We start from the raw sequence: 15999 nt of genomic DNA, 5'->3' as shown, positions 1-15999 counted from the left end.
ATCATTTTTTTGATACTAAACGTATCATTTAATTTTTAAGTTCTATTAATCAGCAATATATAACGGAAAAGATAAATTATCACTTTAACCAGCGGCAATATGAAAACGATAGACGAGAGCAATTTGATGGAGCACCCTACCGGTCTCATCGTCCAATTTCAGGATGAGAATATTAACCGGGATTCATTCGCCCGGATGACTTTCAGGTTAGATATTTTTTGCAGCATTCCTATACTTGTTTTTGAATTTGCAGATCCATCACAAATCCTTTTTCTGCCAGTACGCTTTTGGCAAAATTCAGAACTAAACAATACCGAACCCTGGACGATCACGATTCAAATACAGGGACACGATTGTCACCTGAGGCATGAAAGAATGTTCGGGCTTACACCAATTCAGCTTGCGAAGATCCAGCTTTGCAAAAAGGAACAGGAAGCTTTGAATCCTGGACAGCTTGACGCCATCGAAGATTACATCTATTCCGACTTCATCGGAATGTTGAATTGATGTAATATGAGAGATGCAATTACAGAAACAGAAAAATTTCGATTCTTTTCTGCCAGTGTAACAACTGCACTGGAACTTGTGGTCATACCTGGTCTGGCTGCTGGCTTCCCGTCGCCGGCAGCTGACTTTATTGATTTGACAATTGACCTCAACAAGGAACTGATTAAAAATCCATCATCCACGTTCCTGGCCCGGATCGAAGGTGACTCGATGAGTGATATCAACATTTGCAACGGCGATATCGTCGTAATAGACAAGAGCCTGGACGCTACCGAAGGTAAAATTATAGTAGCTTTTCTGAACGGAGCATTCACGGTAAAGCGTATTCAGTTTGAGAAAAAGGGTTGCTGGCTGGTAGCAGAAAACCCCAAGTACCCTGCAATACGCGTGACCGAAGAAAGCGACTTCCAGATTTGGGGTGTTGTTGTTCACGTTATAAAATCCTTCTAAATGTTTGCCCTGGTCGACTGTAACAATTTTTACGCTTCATGCGAACGCCTTTTCCGTCCGGATCTGGTAGGCAAACCGATTGTTGTACTTAGCAACAACGACGGCTGCGTGATTGCCCGAAGCAAGGAAGCAAAGGATCTGGGAATAAAAATGGGTGCTCAGGCTTTCATGAATGAACGGTTTTTTAGGGACAATAACGTTCATGTATTTTCTTCCAACTATGCGCTGTACGGAGATATAAGCTCACGCGTGATGGGCATGCTCAGCGTATTTACACCTGATGTCGAAGTTTATTCAATTGACGAATCGTTCCTAAAATTTGACGGCTTCGATTATTTCAGTTTGCAGGAAATTGGTTTAAAAATGAGAAAAGCGGTTACGCAGGGTACAGGAATACCTATTTCAATTGGCTTTGCCCCAACAAAAGCATTAGCGAAAATTGCCAACAAGCTGGCAAAGAAACGTCCGGAGACAGGCGGAGTATATGTCATGAATTCGGTGGAAAGATTAGAAGAAGAAATTGCGAAATTCACCATTGACGACGTTTGGGGAATTGGTCCGCAGCATTTTAAACGTCTGCAGGCGATGGGTATCAGAACGGTACTTCAATTTACCCAGCTTCCAGACGAGTGGGTACAGAAGCATATGAGTATTGTAGGGCTTCGACTAAAACGGGAATTGGCTGGCATCAGAACCTTGGACCTGGAAGAAGCCAAGCCAAAACAGAATATTGCCATAACCCGCAGCTTTAACGAAAATTATACAGAGTGGGACAAGGTGAAAGAACGGGTAATAACCTTTGCCACCATTTGTGCAGAACGATTACGGGCGCAAGATTCCACCTGCAGGGTAATTCAGGTGTTTGTTTTAACCAACCGATTCCGGGCCGATCAACCGCAGCATAACAAAAGCATTACAATGAAGCTGCCGTTTCCAACAAACTCCGGACTGGAACTTGCTCACTTCGCAGTCGACGCATTGAAACGCATTTATCAGCCAGGATATGGATACAAAAAAGCCGGAGTGCTTGCAATGGAACTCGCACCCGCAGCCGATACGCAGCGCATGATATTTGAAAACTCCGACCCAAGGCATGCAAATCTCATGGCCGTAGTAGACAAACTAAACCATGCACTGGGACAACAGAAGGTTAAGCTAGCGTCCCAGGATCTGGACAGAGTTTGGAAAATGAAGCAAGAACGCCTATCGCCCCGGTACACTACGCGGATTAACGAGATCATCACAATAAGCTGTTAAAAGACTGAAATACAATGGCACCAGTCAAAAAAAACTACTCTATCTTCGTGCATGCACTGCACAGCCGTTTACAGCTTGTCCGCAACAAGTTGGACGTGAACAAAAAAATGACTCCCAACGACGTAATCACCAGAAACCTGCGAATGTTTGAAAAAGCCGGTGAATCCGTAAAAATTTACCACGATCACAAATGCGGAAAAAGTGAATATTACGACGCAGCTGAGTTGTTTTTGCTATCCATCGATCCGGACGAAGCAAAGATTATGGCGCAGCCGGTTTGGAAGGGATAAAGCCAACATCTGTTAGCTGCGTATCAGGAAAAGTTTAAAACCCCATAACCGGGACTTTTTGAAAATTGTTGACGACAAATGCGAGTTGCAAATCGGAAAACTGTATTATGTAAGATGTGCGTAAATCCAAGTGGAAACGGACAAAATAATCTCCGTTCCAATCCTGGGAGAAAAGCACACCGACGTAAAGTTTGGGATTTACTTTTTTCACTATCACCTGGACGGCCGATTTATCGACGATGAGATACATTCCAGATATGCTGTTGATGATCTTGGTAGGACCAACACTATAATTGACGTTACCGCAGACAATCTTCACGTATTCAAAGGCATTGAAATCAAAGGCAAAAAGTGTATGCGGCTAACAACCGGAATTAAACCGCCACCGCCTGGGTCGGACAACTACAAAGGCAAAACCCCAATTAAGAAGTATTACCAGTGGTAGGATTCAATGGTCGGCAAGTCCTGCAAAGGGAAGATCTGCCCGCACCTGGGAACCACGATGCAGGTTGTAGGAGATAAGCTGATTTGTCCACTGCACAATTTGAGGGGAAGTGTTGACTTGGAGGTTATCATTAAATAACAAGATTCACATCTATCAGCTAAATAAATGGAGAAATGACAGATAAAACGAACGAAGAAACCCAGTCAGACCATCCAGGCGATCAAAAACCAAAGCTTATCCACCTCCGTGACATCTTGCCAGTTGTGGAAAGACACACTGATGAGACAAAAGTCTATTTGAAAGACAGGCCGTTGAAGGAATATACTGAACGGGAAAATGAGCTTTATATCCTGGTTTGGAAAAAGGGGCTTACTGTTTTACAAATTATCGAACGATGTAACCCAACCGCGGAAGAATTAGCCTGGCTGTGGAATCGTGATCGAAGTGATCTAAAATGGTCGCGATCACTTGAACATGCTCAAAATTCTAGAGTAAAAGCAGGCACGTCACCGGCTAAGGAATCACAATGATGTGCTGGTCTAGGTATTTACCGAACTTGGGAATATAGTCAGGTAGCACCAATTGTAATGTTCGGTGTTTGGAGCAGTTTTTAGTCAAACGGATCACTTCTGTCATCTAAACAGTGCTGTTCCGGGCGCATGAAAAAAATTCTAAGTTGAAACGCGAATTAACAGAATCGTATATATACTGTTGCTTTTATGAAATCATTCCTGCTATTAGTCAGCCTTCTTTTTCTATCAACTTGTTCTTTTAGTCAAATTTTCGTTGGAGATGTAGATATCAATCTTATAGACAGCGTCAAAATCGTAGAGGTCTATGTAAATCGACGTGTGAAAAGAAATATCGTCTATGTATCTGTTGACTTCGGGCAGAGAGACGATTCGAATTCCCAAAGTGCAGGAAATCGAAGAGATGAGCTTTTGGTATTGGAACCTGAAACCAAAAGGAAAATGGTTTTCATTCCACTGGAGCTGTCTTGAACTTTTTTGAGCGAAACGGGTGGGAATATATAAATGGTTTTGCTGAAAATAAACCCGATGGCGCTGGGTATTATTATCATTTCAGAAAAAGACAATCAAAATAGTACCTTTTATTGAATGGTCATATTTCGATAGGTCTGTGTTAAGTGAGAGGTTAACGACCTAAAAGTCGGTTTCATGTTTCTGCTATATTAGCTTTTAAGCGTGTCGGATTGTTAGTTAGAAAAAAAATAAAAAAGATTAATAAAGCTAATATGCATAAGTTGAGTTAGTATATTGTCTTTTTTTTGTAACACTACAAAACCTACGCAGCGATTGTAGATGATTTGAAGCTAAAAGCTTCTAGCAAACTAATTTTAGCTCACTTATCAGCTTGATTCGCTGCTAAGGAACCGGTGTATTGACGGTTAGCGGTTGTAGTTGTACCATTCGTGGTTTAGTTAAACGATTAAGGAATGTCCTGCTAGTTCATAGTGTCTAGCGGACCACCTCTTGCAGAAACATGCTCATCAGCAAGCTTTCGACTCTGCTCCTGCACATTTTTTTCCTCCAAAGTATCCTTGCAAATCATCCTGTAAGCCATCACATTATTCTTTTGTCCAATACGGTAACATTGTTCAATGGCCTGTGATTCACCGGCAGGGTTCTCCATGGAACAAATCGGAAAACATACTTTGCGGCCGTTAGATTTTACTGTGTGCCGCCTGCTTTCAGACTGAATAGAAATACGCGGGTATCATAATCGGTTTGAAAGCGCTGGACCAACTTGTTTCTTTGGTCTTCTCTGGTTTTACCAACCAGATAGGCATAGCAAATTTTACAGAATTTCAGCTGTCGACTAATCAGTCCGAGGAGTTTGTAAAGCTTGAAAACCCCAAGCAAGATGCTGCGGGGGAACTTTTGCCAGCCGGGCTATTATGACAATCAACGCTATTACTGCGGTATCTGTCCGCCGGTTGGGATGCCCTGCCAGCTAGTTTCATTTCCTGCCGGTCGGCAAGTGTATAAACTAAGGGTGAATTCTGATCCATCCATGGGCCGATGATCTGTCATCGGTCACTGCTGCCGGTTGAAGAGTATCATTGGCAACCGGCTATTCCTACCGGATCATGGGACATTTTAGTATGTTTTTTATTATTCAATGCGCAGCTTTTTTATCCCAGAGCTAAGGCTGGAAGTTTACACCGGGGATGTCAGCTGCGCAACGTTTTTCTGAATATTTTTCCCTTGCAGTTTTTAACGACTAGCCTGATGGGATCACGTTGATTTCTTGAGTGGTTCGGATTTTACATATTTGATATGACTGGAATTGAATCAAAGACCTGTGCAATGAAAATCCAGCATTTGACGCGGATTGTAAATTTCAAGGTTAGAAAATCTTTTCCTTATCAATGCCGAGTTTTTTTATCCTGGAGTTTAGCGTTGAAGTATTCAAGCCCAGGACTTCGGCTGCGCCACCTTTTCCGAATATTTTTCCATTACAGCTTTTGAGCACTTCCATGATATGATCACGTTCATTTTCTTCCATGGATTTTAACCGGGGTTTGGTTGTATTGTCTGCCTGTTCCATACCAGAACCTTTTGGCAGGTTAAGTTCATTGATAACAGTGCCCTGTGCAAGCAAAACACCCCTCTCAATTTGGTTTCTGAGCTCACGAATATTTCCAGGCCACTGATATGAGAGCATTTCCTGCATCACTTTATCAGAGACTCCACTGATTTTTTTTCGGTATTGACTGGCAAACTCATCGGTAAAATGTTTCGCAAGCTCAGCAATGTCGTCTTTTCGTTGCCGGAGTGGTGGAATTACAATTGGAAACACATTCAGCCGATAGTATAAATCAAGCCGAAAACGACCTTTTGATACTTCCACTTCCATTTCCCGGTTGGTTGCTGCAATCACGCGTACATTTATCTTAATTGGCATCGTTCCACCCACACGTTCTATTTCTTTTTCCTGCAGTACACGCAGCAGCTTTACCTGGGCATCAAAGTGCATTTCGCCGATTTCGTCCAGAAATATCGTTCCGCCCTCTGCCTGTTCAAACTTACCGATCCTTTTTTCGGTAGCACCGGTAAATGCACCTTTTTCATGGCCAAATAATTCTGATTCAATTAAGGAAGCGGGCAGGGCGGCACAGTTTACTTTAATAAAAGGTTTATTTTTTCTCGGTGAAAGACGATGTATCGCGTCGGCTATGCTTTCCTTGCCCGTTCCGCTCTCGCCTACAATGAAAACGGAGGTGTCCGATGGGCTGACAACAGTGATATGATCCAGAACGGCGAGTAGACCATGATTTCTTCCAATAATTCCTTCAAACAATTCGTCTTGCTGTGCACTGTTTGAATTATTTCCGGCCGATGCTATAAGCACATTACCTTTTGCTGTTTTCGGAGTGTTGTTCTCAAAAGCATCCGTGATGAGCACTTTCCAGCGGTTGAACATCGCAACATGGTCTGTATAGTATGCATTGGGATTCTGGCTAAAAAGGAAAAACTGATATAGCGTCCCATCCGTGAGATGAATTGACATGGAGAGACAGGATTCTGTGTCGTAGATATCAGCAAGAATTCGTTTAAAAGAACCTGAATTGTGAACCTGTTTAAAAGTGTTTTGATTATAAAAACTCGTCCTCGTTTCTTTGTAAGCTGCTTTTTGTAAGTAGAGAATATCCTGCCTTGATATGCCTGTCAATTGCAAAAGATCTTCCTGGGAAAGCATTTTGTATTGATTGAGGCCAATTCTGTGAAAGCCATGTATCTTCTCCGGCTTACCGGTTGGATCAAAAGGCAGCGTCGTAATAAAATCGAATGGAACATAGGCCTGAAATGCCTTGGCAAGTGCAATTACTTTTTGCTCAAATCCCGATGATTCTGCCACCGAACCTTTGAGCTGTTCCAGAAGACCGGCTTCTCTTCTTTGAATGGCATCCAGGTTCTGCTCATGCAGGTAGTTGGAAATATTCAGGGTAACCAGCACATCCTTTTCACGAAACGGCTTTACCAAAAAACCGTATGGTTTGGTCTGTTTTGCCGCTTCGAGAATGTTCTTGTTTGAATTCGCTGAGAGATAAATGAAAGCAATATTTTTTTCTTTTAATATTTTGGCCAGGTCAATTCCGGTCAGGTTACCCTGTAAAAATATATCAAGTAAAACCAGACCAGGACTCTCTTCTTCAACAATTTTCAGGGCCTGAGGTACAGAGAGCGCGATCGTACATACGCTATAGCCTGCCCGCTCCAGAATCATCTGCAGGTTGTTGGCTTCTATAAACTGGTCTTCTACGATCAGTACCTTATTGTTCATAGCGTTGTGATTCAATTCATGTATCAGAATGTTAATCTAAGGCAAACTCAGCAAATATACAAAGATGACAACGGGCTCTCCTGAAAATGAAACACCATTAAAACCTGAGCTGCGCGGTCACACCCGTCATGGTAATATCTTTGCCAGGTCCTGCTTCTTTAAGGTAGCCACCTGAATTAAACCAGGTGAACTCTGCGCGAAAATATAAAAACGGATTGGGCCGAAAATCAAGCTCTGTTCCGAGCTGACTACCAATAAAACGCGAAGAGGCAGTATGGCCGGGATATAAAATTTTTCCATTGACCGCGTAAACGCCGTCGCTTTTGCGCATCCTCCAGAAAAGATCATAGTCTGCCAGCCATGATATTTTTGGGGATAAGTTAATTTGAAAATAGGGGTGAAGATCACGCAGGTTGTAAGGTCCGATCAGGGAAGCAAGTCCGAAGTAAGCACCCTTGGGATAAAGGGGATTAAAGGTATTCAGTCTTTGGTCATTCAAATGGCGGTCACCGCTGATCAGCTCAGTTTTTAGCCCGACTACCGGCTTTGATTTAAGAGATTGAAACGCATAGAAAATGTTGGAAGATATCGTCCAGGCGCTGACTTTTTTTTCACTGACGTTTCCAAACTGGTAAACCGCTTCCAAGTCATACACCCATTTCCCTTTAGTTTTCCAGATTCTGCTGCCGAAAGAATGTCGGAGCTCCTTACCGTCAGCATCCTGAAAAACGCTCACCTGCTTTTTTAATCCAAAATAATACAGATCAATATTTTGGACCACAGGGACTGTGTTAAAAACCAGATAGAAAGCCCCGAGTTTGTTGGAGTTATCTAAAATGGGGTCATCAAAAATGCCTGTTTTGGCCATTACATAATCAGCATAAAATACATCGGCACTAAAATTTTCTGACTCATACATTCCTTTGATAACATCGAATGACTGCCGGTTATTGGGAGCTTCCCGAACGGAGATCAGGCGTTGAGACCCATAGCTGAGCTCCTGCCTTCCGAACCTGATCAGCAGACTCTTGTGGCCTTTATTAAAAATCAGATAATCGAAGAGTAATTGATGAAGATCCAGAGGATTTTGATTGACAGCCGTGTTTTCTGATACGGTTCCGCTTGCAAGGCTGCCCTGGAGTTGGGTAAATAATCTTAGCCGCTTGCCGAAGTGAAGGTCGGCATGAGCAAGAAATCTGCTTAACACAAATCCGTCGCGGTCTTTGGGCTGCTGGCCCCATTCCGGATTGTGATAATAAAAATACTGATACCGGATTTCGCCACCCAGCGACAGGTAAGCCTTACTTAATTTGTCCACATGCCGGTATTTTAAATGATGATACCAGTTGTGTAAGGTGTCTTTGCCAAAAGCGGTATAGTCTTCATCGTAGCGAAGAGATCTGAAATTTACCTGCTGGGCGCTGAGCTGAAAATAACCTGAAATCAATAAGGACACAAAGACAGTTTTTCTGAATTCAGGTCTGTACGACAAAAAGAAAGCTGCCAATTTCATGACCGGGTGGTTATTTTGTTTGATAGCCCCCATAATACTTCACCGGGCTCCAGTCAGGAATGACTGGCAGTTTGCCGGCAGCCAGCGACTGATAGTCCTGATCGGCCCATACAACCTTACCGTCGACGATGGTAAGGTTAGCGGTAATGAACTGGATTTGATCGTCTGCGACAGAAAAATAATCATCGCTGAGTATAACCATATCTGCCAGGTAGCCTTTCTGAATTCTACCTTTGTTTTTATCTTCACTGATCAGGGAATATCCCCTGAAACTCATCAGACTTAACGCCGTTGTTCTGTCAGGCAGATTATCTGTTGCCATTACCTGGGTGCCGCCAACTGTTTTACCCGTTGTAATCCATTGCAGGGCAACCCAGGGATTGTAAGAAGCTACGCGGGTACCATCTGTACCTAATCCTACCGGCAGGCCTATTTCCAGCATCCGTTTTACAGGTGGCGCGTAAAGCGCTGCCTTTTTTCCGTAGCGTTTAATAAAAGTCTCGCCCTGATAGGCCATCCGATGCTGAATGGCAATGCCGCCACCCAGGGATTTAATCTTTTGCATGTTTTCCTCGCTGATCGTTTCGGCATGGTCAATAAACCATGGCATTCCGTTGATCGGTAATTTTTTATTAACCTTTTCGATGACCGCCAGATCTTTGGTAATGCTTTCGTCGTAGGTGGCATGCAGCCGGAAAGGCCAGCGTTTGCTAATGAGCAGATCAAGAACAGCCAGCAGGTTTGTTTCCATCGTTTGCGGCAGATCCGGCCTTGGAAGCAGGAAGTTTTCGAAGTCGGCGGCCTCTGCAACCAGATTTTCACCACCCCCTGCGACGCGGTAATCTAGTTCATTGAGATGGTTGCCATCGCTGCGGCCGATATCAGCCAGGCTGGTCCAACGGGTATAGTCTGCAAGTTCACTGCCCTTTTTTTGAGCAAATAGATAATAGGGGAGCCGTAAGGTGATCTTACCAAGCTTGCTGAGAGAATCTGTGATCGCATAATCGTCCGGGAAATTTTGAAATCCACCTCCTGCATCCATGACTGCTGTCAGCCCGAGCCGGTTTAGTTCGCTCATATACTGGAGTGTTGAATTGATTTTTTCATCCCTGGATAATTCGGGCAATTTTGCCAGGGTAGAGTATAGGATAAATGCATTGGGCTCAGCAATTAAAACACCGGTCGGATTTCCATCGATGTCTTTCTCTATCAATCCGGCAGCAGGATTCGGCGTTTCGCTGTTGATATCTAAAGCCTGCAGACCTGCTTTATTAAGCCATGCTTTGCCATATAAATACAAAATGAAAGCAGGAACATTGCCGGTTGCCTGATTAATTTCATCAAGAGTCGGAAGGCGTTTTTCTTCAAACTGGTATTCGGTCCAGCCGCCTACAACCCTTACCCATTGACCAGGCGGTGTTCTTCGGGCCTGCTCTGAGAGCATTTCCAAAGCGCGTTTCAATGTCTTTACACCGTCCCACCGAAGTTCCGTATTATAAAAGCGTCCTCCACGAATCACATGCAAATGGCTGTCAAACAGGCCTGGAATGATCGTTTTTCCTTTTGCATCGATTATTTTGGTATGTTTGCCGCTTAGCCTGGATACTTCTTTGTTTGTTCCGGTCATCAGAATCTTATTGCCTGCAATGGCAACTGCCTGCGTCACACTGTTTTGCTGGTCCAAAGTATGGATCCGGCCATTGGTTATGATCATATCCGCCTTGATTTGGGCAAAACCGGGCAGATCAGCCAGATAAAGGATCGTTGTAAGTATGATAAGCGATTTCATGGGAATGATTTGAAAGCGGGCAGCACTGCCCGCTTTGTGACTGATTTATTCAGGTCTTAATGTTTTAGCATATCACGCGAATACTGGATCCCGATACCGTAAGCGCCGCCAAAATTCTTGAAGATATCTGTAACACCCTGATAAGTGGCACTTCTGGCCCAGTCCCGCTGAATTTCAAGTACATATTGCGTTGAGGTCATTGGGGTGGCGCCGCCTTTGATCATACGCTGAATGGCCATTTCATGTGCTTCTGTACTGACATCACCACAGGCGTCAGTTATTACATATACCTCATAGCCGTCCTGGATGGCAGATAATACAGGACCCACTATGCAGACGCTGGTCCATAATCCTGCAATCACCAGCTTCTTTTTGCCTTTGGAAGTGATGGCCTTGTATGCATTGACATCTTCCCAGGCGTTCATAGTCGTCCTGTCAATATAGCCAGATGTCGCCTGTGGATAAATCTCAAGCAGTTCAGGAAATACCGGCCCGCTGAATGACTTTTCTGCAACGGTGGTCACCACCGTTGGAATATTGAATATTTTAGAGCCGCTTGCGATGATGGCAACATTGTTTCTGAGTTCGTCAATCCCGATGTTTTTAACAGGAAAAGCCATCTGACTTTCGTGATCGATCAATACCAGAGCGTGATTAGTCGGCGTAAGAAGCGAAGCGGCGGGTTTCTGTGCATAAGAAAAAGAACAGATGCTTAAAGCAAATAAAAGAGAAGAAATAAACTGTTTTTTCATGAGTGAAATTTGTATTAGGATGGACGTATAAAAATTGGATTACTATAATAACTCGCGGATCCTTAGTGAGTGAATCTAAAATCCTTGTGCAAATTTCATGGGATTTGGAAAGTCGGACAATGGATGGATTTTGGATTATGTTGTATCATTTTATCTGCTTCCGACACCTTCATGGGTCAGCAGACAGATTTGGATTCACTTTTGAAAATCCAGACAATAACAACCTTCAAACATCCATTTCCGGCCAGACAAAACGGTCTTAATATTGCATCGGTTAACAGTACTGTTGCGCCGGACGTTTTACCTTTTGCGAAGATTTAAAGGGCTGACCTGGATGGTGATTTATACGTCTATGACCCCAAACATTATTACCTGCTTTAAGATATGAGCCAGATTTCGACTACAGCCAGCCCGTTTAAGATTGAATTTTCATTTAATTCTATCATTGAAAAGCTGGAGGACTTTGTTGAGAATAACCTTGTCATGTATACTTTCAATGAGCGGGAATTGTTGTCTGAACTTGATCAGTATCCTGAGCTCCGAGACGGGATAACAGACTTTACCGGCATGCAGCCTTATTCAGATCTGATTGGCGAGCTGGTCCACACGTTTTTCCCATCCGGTCTTTCCAAAAATGATATTAAGGCAGTCACCCTGCCCTATGCTGCGCTTATAGTAAATCCGACTGCGAGACTTGAAAAAATACTGACATCAGCAGCAGAGGGTTTTCAGATACAGATCAGCGATTTTTCGGAGCATCAGTTTTATATCAGGAGTTGCTGTATGATACTTGATGAGCACTATGGCTATAAACTGGATGCCAACCAACCAATGTTTTGTGAAATTCCGACTGCGGATGGTGTTTTAAAATACTACCGTATCATGTATAATACTGATTTTATCAGGCTTTATCCTACAAATAGCGCTGTGCCGATTACAGAAGCCGACATTGTGCGTCTGATTAATAATTATGATGACCTGGATCTTTGGAAAGAGAAATTCCCGGTTAACAGCTGGGTGATGAGTGGTTTTGCTATTATGACGATGTATGACGCAACCGTAGAGCATGCGGTTTCGTTATTTAAAGAAAAATTATCCGGACTGCATTCGTCAGATTTCAGCTGTCAGGTGCATTCTCTGTTTCGGTCTATTTATAACCTGGCTGATCTTGCTGTTGGTTTTACGATATTCAATACCTGCCAGGATCAATTCATCAGAGCCGGCTTTGGCCATCAGATGCCCAGCTATATTCTCGGTGAAAATATCGATGAGCAGTCTGGGAATTTGGCACTCTGCGAACAAGCCTATAAAAGTTTGATCGAGCGAAAAGTGACTTTCGTTGTTTCTGATACTGACGCTTTCTTAGCACGGCATCCGGAAAGCAATTTGGTTAACAGTTTTAAAAAAGGAAATTATGGAAGTTTTGTCCTGGCTCCGGTCGTTAAAAATGGCGAGTTGCTTGGGGTCCTGGAACTGATGGGAAGCAAACCAAGAGATCTGCACAGCATCAACGCCGACAAATTGAATGTGGTCATGCCGTTTCTGACAGAATCTGTTGAAAGATTACTTATACAGCTCAAAGATATCTCCACTTCCATCATACAGGAAAAGTATACATCCATTCACCCGAGTGTGTACTGGAAATTCCAGGATCAGGTGCAGAAACATCTTTATGATCATTATGCAGGTGTGCGTTACGAACTGGATGAAATTGTATTTGAGGATGTTTTTCCGCTCTATGGACAAATTGATATCAAGGGTTCATCACAGGCAAGAAACTGGAGTGTGCAAAACGATCTGCAGCATCAACTGAGCACTCTTGACGGTATTCTGCAGCTTGTCAGTCACCTGCATTCCGAAGGATTACAAGCATCGAAAACACAGATCAGGCGGTTTTTACGCGAACTTGCTGATCCGATAAAGGCCAGCACCGAGCAGGATATTTTACATTTCACCCAGGTGCATGTTCATCCCTTTCTAAAAGAGATAAATGATACGGTTGTGCGAAAGGAAATTGATTCTTATTTCTTTAATCTGGACAAGAAAATCGGTGGCTTTCATTTTAACCGGCGTCAGTATGAGCAAACTGTTTCTTTGATAAACACGGAAATGGCTGCCACCATCGACGCCAGGCAGCCTGATGCACAGTCCGTCTTTGCCCACTATTACGAAAGATTTAAAACGGACGGCGTAGAACATAATCTCTATATTGGTCCGTCGATATCGCCATTTGAAAAATTTGACCTAACTGTTGTGAACAATCTTCGTTTCTGGCAGCTGATGGTCCTGTGTGAGATGGAAAAAGCACACCATCAGTTAATATCATCTCTGCCGATCCCGCTGATGGTTACCAGCCTGATTCTGGTTTACAATACCAGAATTTCCATTCGGTTCAGAATGGACGAAAAGCGCTTTGACGTCGACGGCAGTTATAATGCCCGTTATGAGATTGTAAAGAAGCGGATCGACAAAGCTTATATTAAAGATACACAGGAGCGTATCACGCAGATCGGGAAAATTACAATTGTGTATACCAGCTCAGATGACGAATATGAGTACAGGTCCTACATCCACAAGTTACAAAGAAAAAATTTACTCGACGAGGTGATTGAATGTTTTCAAGTAGAGGATTTACAAGGGATATCCGGGCTGAAGGCACTCAGGATTAAGATCATTCACTGACGCGCAGACAGAGAACGAATAAAAAGAAATGCGTATAGTGGGTATGGTTATAATTTTACAATCGGGAATAAAAAGATGTGTGTCTGTTTTATCCGGGTAGCGTCTACGGTTTTCAGATCAATATACAATTTTAGCTTTTTGGGAATATAGCTTCAAAAATGTACAAAACTACTCCACATTTATACATTGCCGTTACTGTACAAGCCAACTACTTTTGACCTATAGCTTAAAGGAAAATACAACCAGTAAGGCTCATGGATTCAGAACCGGAGTAATTTAACCGCTCTAACAACATAATGAGTAATCTTCATTTATCAGCAGAAACCCGCCATGTACAAGGTGGAGAAATAAAATTCGCATACCGTTCTTTTGGTTATCGCTCACAAGTTCCGGTAATCTTTTTACAGCATTTTACAGGGACGATGGATAACTGGGATCCGCTCGTTACCAACGGAATAGCACTTCATCAACAGGTCATTTTATTTAACAATGCCGGTGTTGGTTCCAGCAGCGGCATTACACCGGACAGTGTTGATACCATGGCAGAAGACGCGCTGGCTTTCATTGACAGTCTGATGCTCCAAAAAATTGATCTGCTTGGATTTTCACTAGGTGGTTTTATTGCGCAGGTGATCGCTGTCAAAAGGCCTGATCTGGTACGAAGAATTGTTTTGGTCGGAACCGGACCGAGGGGAAGCGAGGGGCTTGGGAATCTTCCTGTTACGGTTGCCCTGGCTTCACAGAAAGAACCGGTTGAGAGAATGCTTTTTATGTTTTTTAGTGAATCAGAAAACAGCCTCCGGTCAGGCAGGAATTTTCTGGCCCGTATTTTCCAAAGAGTGGTAAATAGAGATCCCGAAATGACGGAACAATCTATTGCTTCCCAGCAAAAGGCCATTGTAGATTGGGGCATTGCCAGACACGCTGGCTACCCGGATCTGAAAAATATCGTGCATCCGGTATTGATTGTTAATGGTGGCTATGACAGGATTGTACCAATTAAGAATTCATACATTCTTTTTGAACAGTTAAGTAACGCTTTTCTGCATTTGTATCCCGACGCCGCGCATGGTGCTCTGTTTCAATATCCTGAGTTGTTTGTCAATCAGGTAGTTAATTTTCTAAAACAATAAAAAAATATGGAAACCTTTGAAAAAACAACTGCACTTGATGCGGTATCCTCAGAAATACTTTTTGCTCATACCCCGGATGGCAAGATTGCTTACCGCTCTGCGGGAAGCGGGCAGCCGATGATTCTATGTGCCCGCTTCCGGGGTAATCTGGATTCCTGGGATCCGGGCTTTCTGGCTGCACTGGCAAAAAATTACCGGGTAATCACTTTTGATTACAGCGGACTTGGTTCATCAACCGGTACGGCTCCAAGCAATGTTCTCGCCTTTGCAAACAATGTCAGGGATCTGGCTCAGGCGCTCGATCTTGAAAAGATCATTGTCGGGGGCTGGTCACTTGGAGGTTTTGTTTCCGCTATTGTGATGACCGAATATCCTGAGCTGGTATCACATAACATCATGATAGGAACCAAACCACCTGGCGCAAATGAGCACGATATGGAGCAAATCTTTCTGGATACCGCCTACAAGCCCTATTACGATCTGGAGGATGAGACAATTCTTTTCTTTGAACCCACATCAGAGGTCAGCAGGGAAGCAGCCAGACTGAGTCATGAACGCATGAAACATTGGGCGAGCAGTCCTGATTTACGGATTCCGGAGGAGTTCTGGAATAATTACATGTTGTGCGGCGCCGATTATGCACAGGATGTATACAAATCCAGGGATAAGTTTAGCACGACCAGTATTCCCGTATTGGTGATTTCCGCTGACCACGAGATATGTTTTCCTCCTGAGAACTGGTTTGCACTGAACCGCAGACTGCCGACCACACAGTTGATTGTCATTCCTGAAAGCGGCCATGGGGTCCAGCATCAGTATCCTGATCTGGTAGCTGAGTACATCACATCCTTCATCAGCAGCAATTTGTAGGCC

Annotated in this window: 15 protein-coding genes; 10 read left to right on the top strand and 5 right to left on the bottom strand. The window is 43.5% G+C overall.

Annotation, left to right across the window (positions count from 1 at the left end):
• Positions 1 to 99: 99 nt before the first annotated feature.
• From E0F88_RS27410 to E0F88_RS27385, 6 genes are all read left to right on the top strand, one after another.
• A complete protein-coding gene (locus tag E0F88_RS27410; protein ID WP_131961534.1) occupies positions 100 to 507 on the top strand; it encodes a hypothetical protein in 408 nt (135 codons plus the stop codon).
• A gap of 6 nt (positions 508 to 513) precedes the next feature.
• Complete coding sequence (locus E0F88_RS27405; RefSeq protein ID WP_131961533.1) at positions 514 to 957, top strand: LexA family protein; 444 nt, start codon at positions 514 to 516, stop codon at positions 955 to 957.
• Positions 958 to 2214 (top strand): Y-family DNA polymerase, encoded by a 1257-nt coding sequence (locus E0F88_RS27400; protein ID WP_131961532.1) that lies wholly within the window; start codon positions 958 to 960, stop codon positions 2212 to 2214.
• Between the two features lie 14 nt (positions 2215 to 2228).
• Complete coding sequence (locus tag E0F88_RS27395) at positions 2229 to 2504, top strand: hypothetical protein (RefSeq protein WP_131961531.1); 276 nt, start codon at positions 2229 to 2231, stop codon at positions 2502 to 2504.
• 130 nt (positions 2505 to 2634) lie between these two features.
• On the top strand, positions 2635 to 2949 hold the full coding sequence (locus E0F88_RS27390) for a hypothetical protein (RefSeq protein WP_131961530.1): 315 nt from the start codon (positions 2635 to 2637) through the stop codon (positions 2947 to 2949).
• A 173-nt stretch (positions 2950 to 3122) separates the two neighbouring features.
• Complete coding sequence (locus tag E0F88_RS27385; RefSeq protein ID WP_131961529.1) at positions 3123 to 3479, top strand: hypothetical protein; 357 nt, start codon at positions 3123 to 3125, stop codon at positions 3477 to 3479.
• 934 nt (positions 3480 to 4413) lie between these two features.
• Here the strand turns inward: E0F88_RS27385 and E0F88_RS27380 are convergent.
• The 5 genes from E0F88_RS27380 to E0F88_RS27360 form a co-directional block, all read right to left on the bottom strand.
• Positions 4414 to 4602, bottom strand: coding sequence for a DEAD/DEAH box helicase (locus E0F88_RS27380; protein WP_131961528.1), 189 nt, complete (start codon positions 4600 to 4602; stop codon positions 4414 to 4416).
• 717 nt (positions 4603 to 5319) lie between these two features.
• The gene (locus tag E0F88_RS27375) at positions 5320 to 7257 is read right to left on the bottom strand and encodes a sigma 54-interacting transcriptional regulator (RefSeq protein WP_131961527.1); all 1938 of its coding nucleotides are present in this window, start codon (positions 7255 to 7257) and stop codon (positions 5320 to 5322) included.
• 97 nt (positions 7258 to 7354) lie between these two features.
• Positions 7355 to 8770: an alginate export family protein gene (locus tag E0F88_RS27370; protein WP_131961526.1), complete on the bottom strand. Its 1416-nt coding sequence runs from the start codon at positions 8768 to 8770 to the stop codon at positions 7355 to 7357.
• 10 nt (positions 8771 to 8780) lie between these two features.
• The gene (locus E0F88_RS27365; RefSeq protein ID WP_131961525.1) at positions 8781 to 10559 is read right to left on the bottom strand and encodes an amidohydrolase; all 1779 of its coding nucleotides are present in this window, start codon (positions 10557 to 10559) and stop codon (positions 8781 to 8783) included.
• Positions 10560 to 10615: 56 nt separating this feature from the next.
• Positions 10616 to 11311, bottom strand: a complete 696-nt coding sequence (locus tag E0F88_RS27360) for a hydrolase (RefSeq protein ID WP_131961524.1) — start codon at positions 11309 to 11311, stop codon at positions 10616 to 10618.
• Between the two features lie 84 nt (positions 11312 to 11395).
• Between E0F88_RS27360 and E0F88_RS27355 the strand changes: the two genes are divergently transcribed.
• The 4 genes from E0F88_RS27355 to E0F88_RS27340 all read left to right on the top strand — a co-directional run bounded on the left by E0F88_RS27355 (position 11396) and on the right by E0F88_RS27340 (position 15996).
• On the top strand, positions 11396 to 11632 hold the full coding sequence (locus E0F88_RS27355) for a hypothetical protein (protein WP_220466390.1): 237 nt from the start codon (positions 11396 to 11398) through the stop codon (positions 11630 to 11632).
• A 63-nt stretch (positions 11633 to 11695) separates the two neighbouring features.
• A complete protein-coding gene (locus tag E0F88_RS27350) occupies positions 11696 to 13993 on the top strand; it encodes a GAF domain-containing protein (RefSeq protein WP_131961522.1) in 2298 nt (765 codons plus the stop codon).
• 296 nt (positions 13994 to 14289) lie between these two features.
• Positions 14290 to 15126, top strand: coding sequence for an alpha/beta fold hydrolase (locus tag E0F88_RS27345; protein WP_131961520.1), 837 nt, complete (start codon positions 14290 to 14292; stop codon positions 15124 to 15126).
• 6 nt (positions 15127 to 15132) lie between these two features.
• Positions 15133 to 15996, top strand: coding sequence for an alpha/beta fold hydrolase (locus E0F88_RS27340; RefSeq protein ID WP_131961518.1), 864 nt, complete (start codon positions 15133 to 15135; stop codon positions 15994 to 15996).
• Positions 15997 to 15999 lie beyond the last annotated feature (3 nt).

This window comes from Dyadobacter psychrotolerans, assembly GCF_004349265.1.
In the GTDB taxonomy this organism is placed as follows: Bacteria; Bacteroidota; Bacteroidia; order Cytophagales; family Spirosomataceae; genus Dyadobacter; species Dyadobacter psychrotolerans.
This window is presented reverse-complemented; position numbering and strand designations above follow the sequence as displayed.

Excerpts from the sequence above, each read along its gene's own strand:
- E0F88_RS27410 (WP_131961534.1), top strand. The coding sequence starts at position 100 with ATGAAAACGATAGACGAGAGCAATTTGATGGAGCACCCTACCGGTCTC.
- E0F88_RS27405 (WP_131961533.1), top strand. The coding sequence starts at position 514 with ATGAGAGATGCAATTACAGAAACAGAAAAATTTCGATTCTTTTCTGCC.
- E0F88_RS27400 (WP_131961532.1), top strand. The coding sequence starts at position 958 with ATGTTTGCCCTGGTCGACTGTAACAATTTTTACGCTTCATGCGAACGC.
- E0F88_RS27395 (WP_131961531.1), top strand. The coding sequence starts at position 2,229 with ATGGCACCAGTCAAAAAAAACTACTCTATCTTCGTGCATGCACTGCAC.
- E0F88_RS27385 (WP_131961529.1), top strand. The coding sequence starts at position 3,123 with ATGACAGATAAAACGAACGAAGAAACCCAGTCAGACCATCCAGGCGAT.
- E0F88_RS27380 (WP_131961528.1), bottom strand. The coding sequence starts at position 4,602 with ATGGAGAACCCTGCCGGTGAATCACAGGCCATTGAACAATGTTACCGT.
- E0F88_RS27375 (WP_131961527.1), bottom strand. The coding sequence starts at position 7,257 with ATGAACAATAAGGTACTGATCGTAGAAGACCAGTTTATAGAAGCCAAC.
- E0F88_RS27370 (WP_131961526.1), bottom strand. The coding sequence starts at position 8,770 with ATGAAATTGGCAGCTTTCTTTTTGTCGTACAGACCTGAATTCAGAAAA.
- E0F88_RS27365 (WP_131961525.1), bottom strand. The coding sequence starts at position 10,559 with ATGAAATCGCTTATCATACTTACAACGATCCTTTATCTGGCTGATCTG.
- E0F88_RS27360 (WP_131961524.1), bottom strand. The coding sequence starts at position 11,311 with ATGAAAAAACAGTTTATTTCTTCTCTTTTATTTGCTTTAAGCATCTGT.
- E0F88_RS27350 (WP_131961522.1), top strand. The coding sequence starts at position 11,696 with ATGAGCCAGATTTCGACTACAGCCAGCCCGTTTAAGATTGAATTTTCA.
- E0F88_RS27345 (WP_131961520.1), top strand. The coding sequence starts at position 14,290 with ATGAGTAATCTTCATTTATCAGCAGAAACCCGCCATGTACAAGGTGGA.
- E0F88_RS27340 (WP_131961518.1), top strand. The coding sequence starts at position 15,133 with ATGGAAACCTTTGAAAAAACAACTGCACTTGATGCGGTATCCTCAGAA.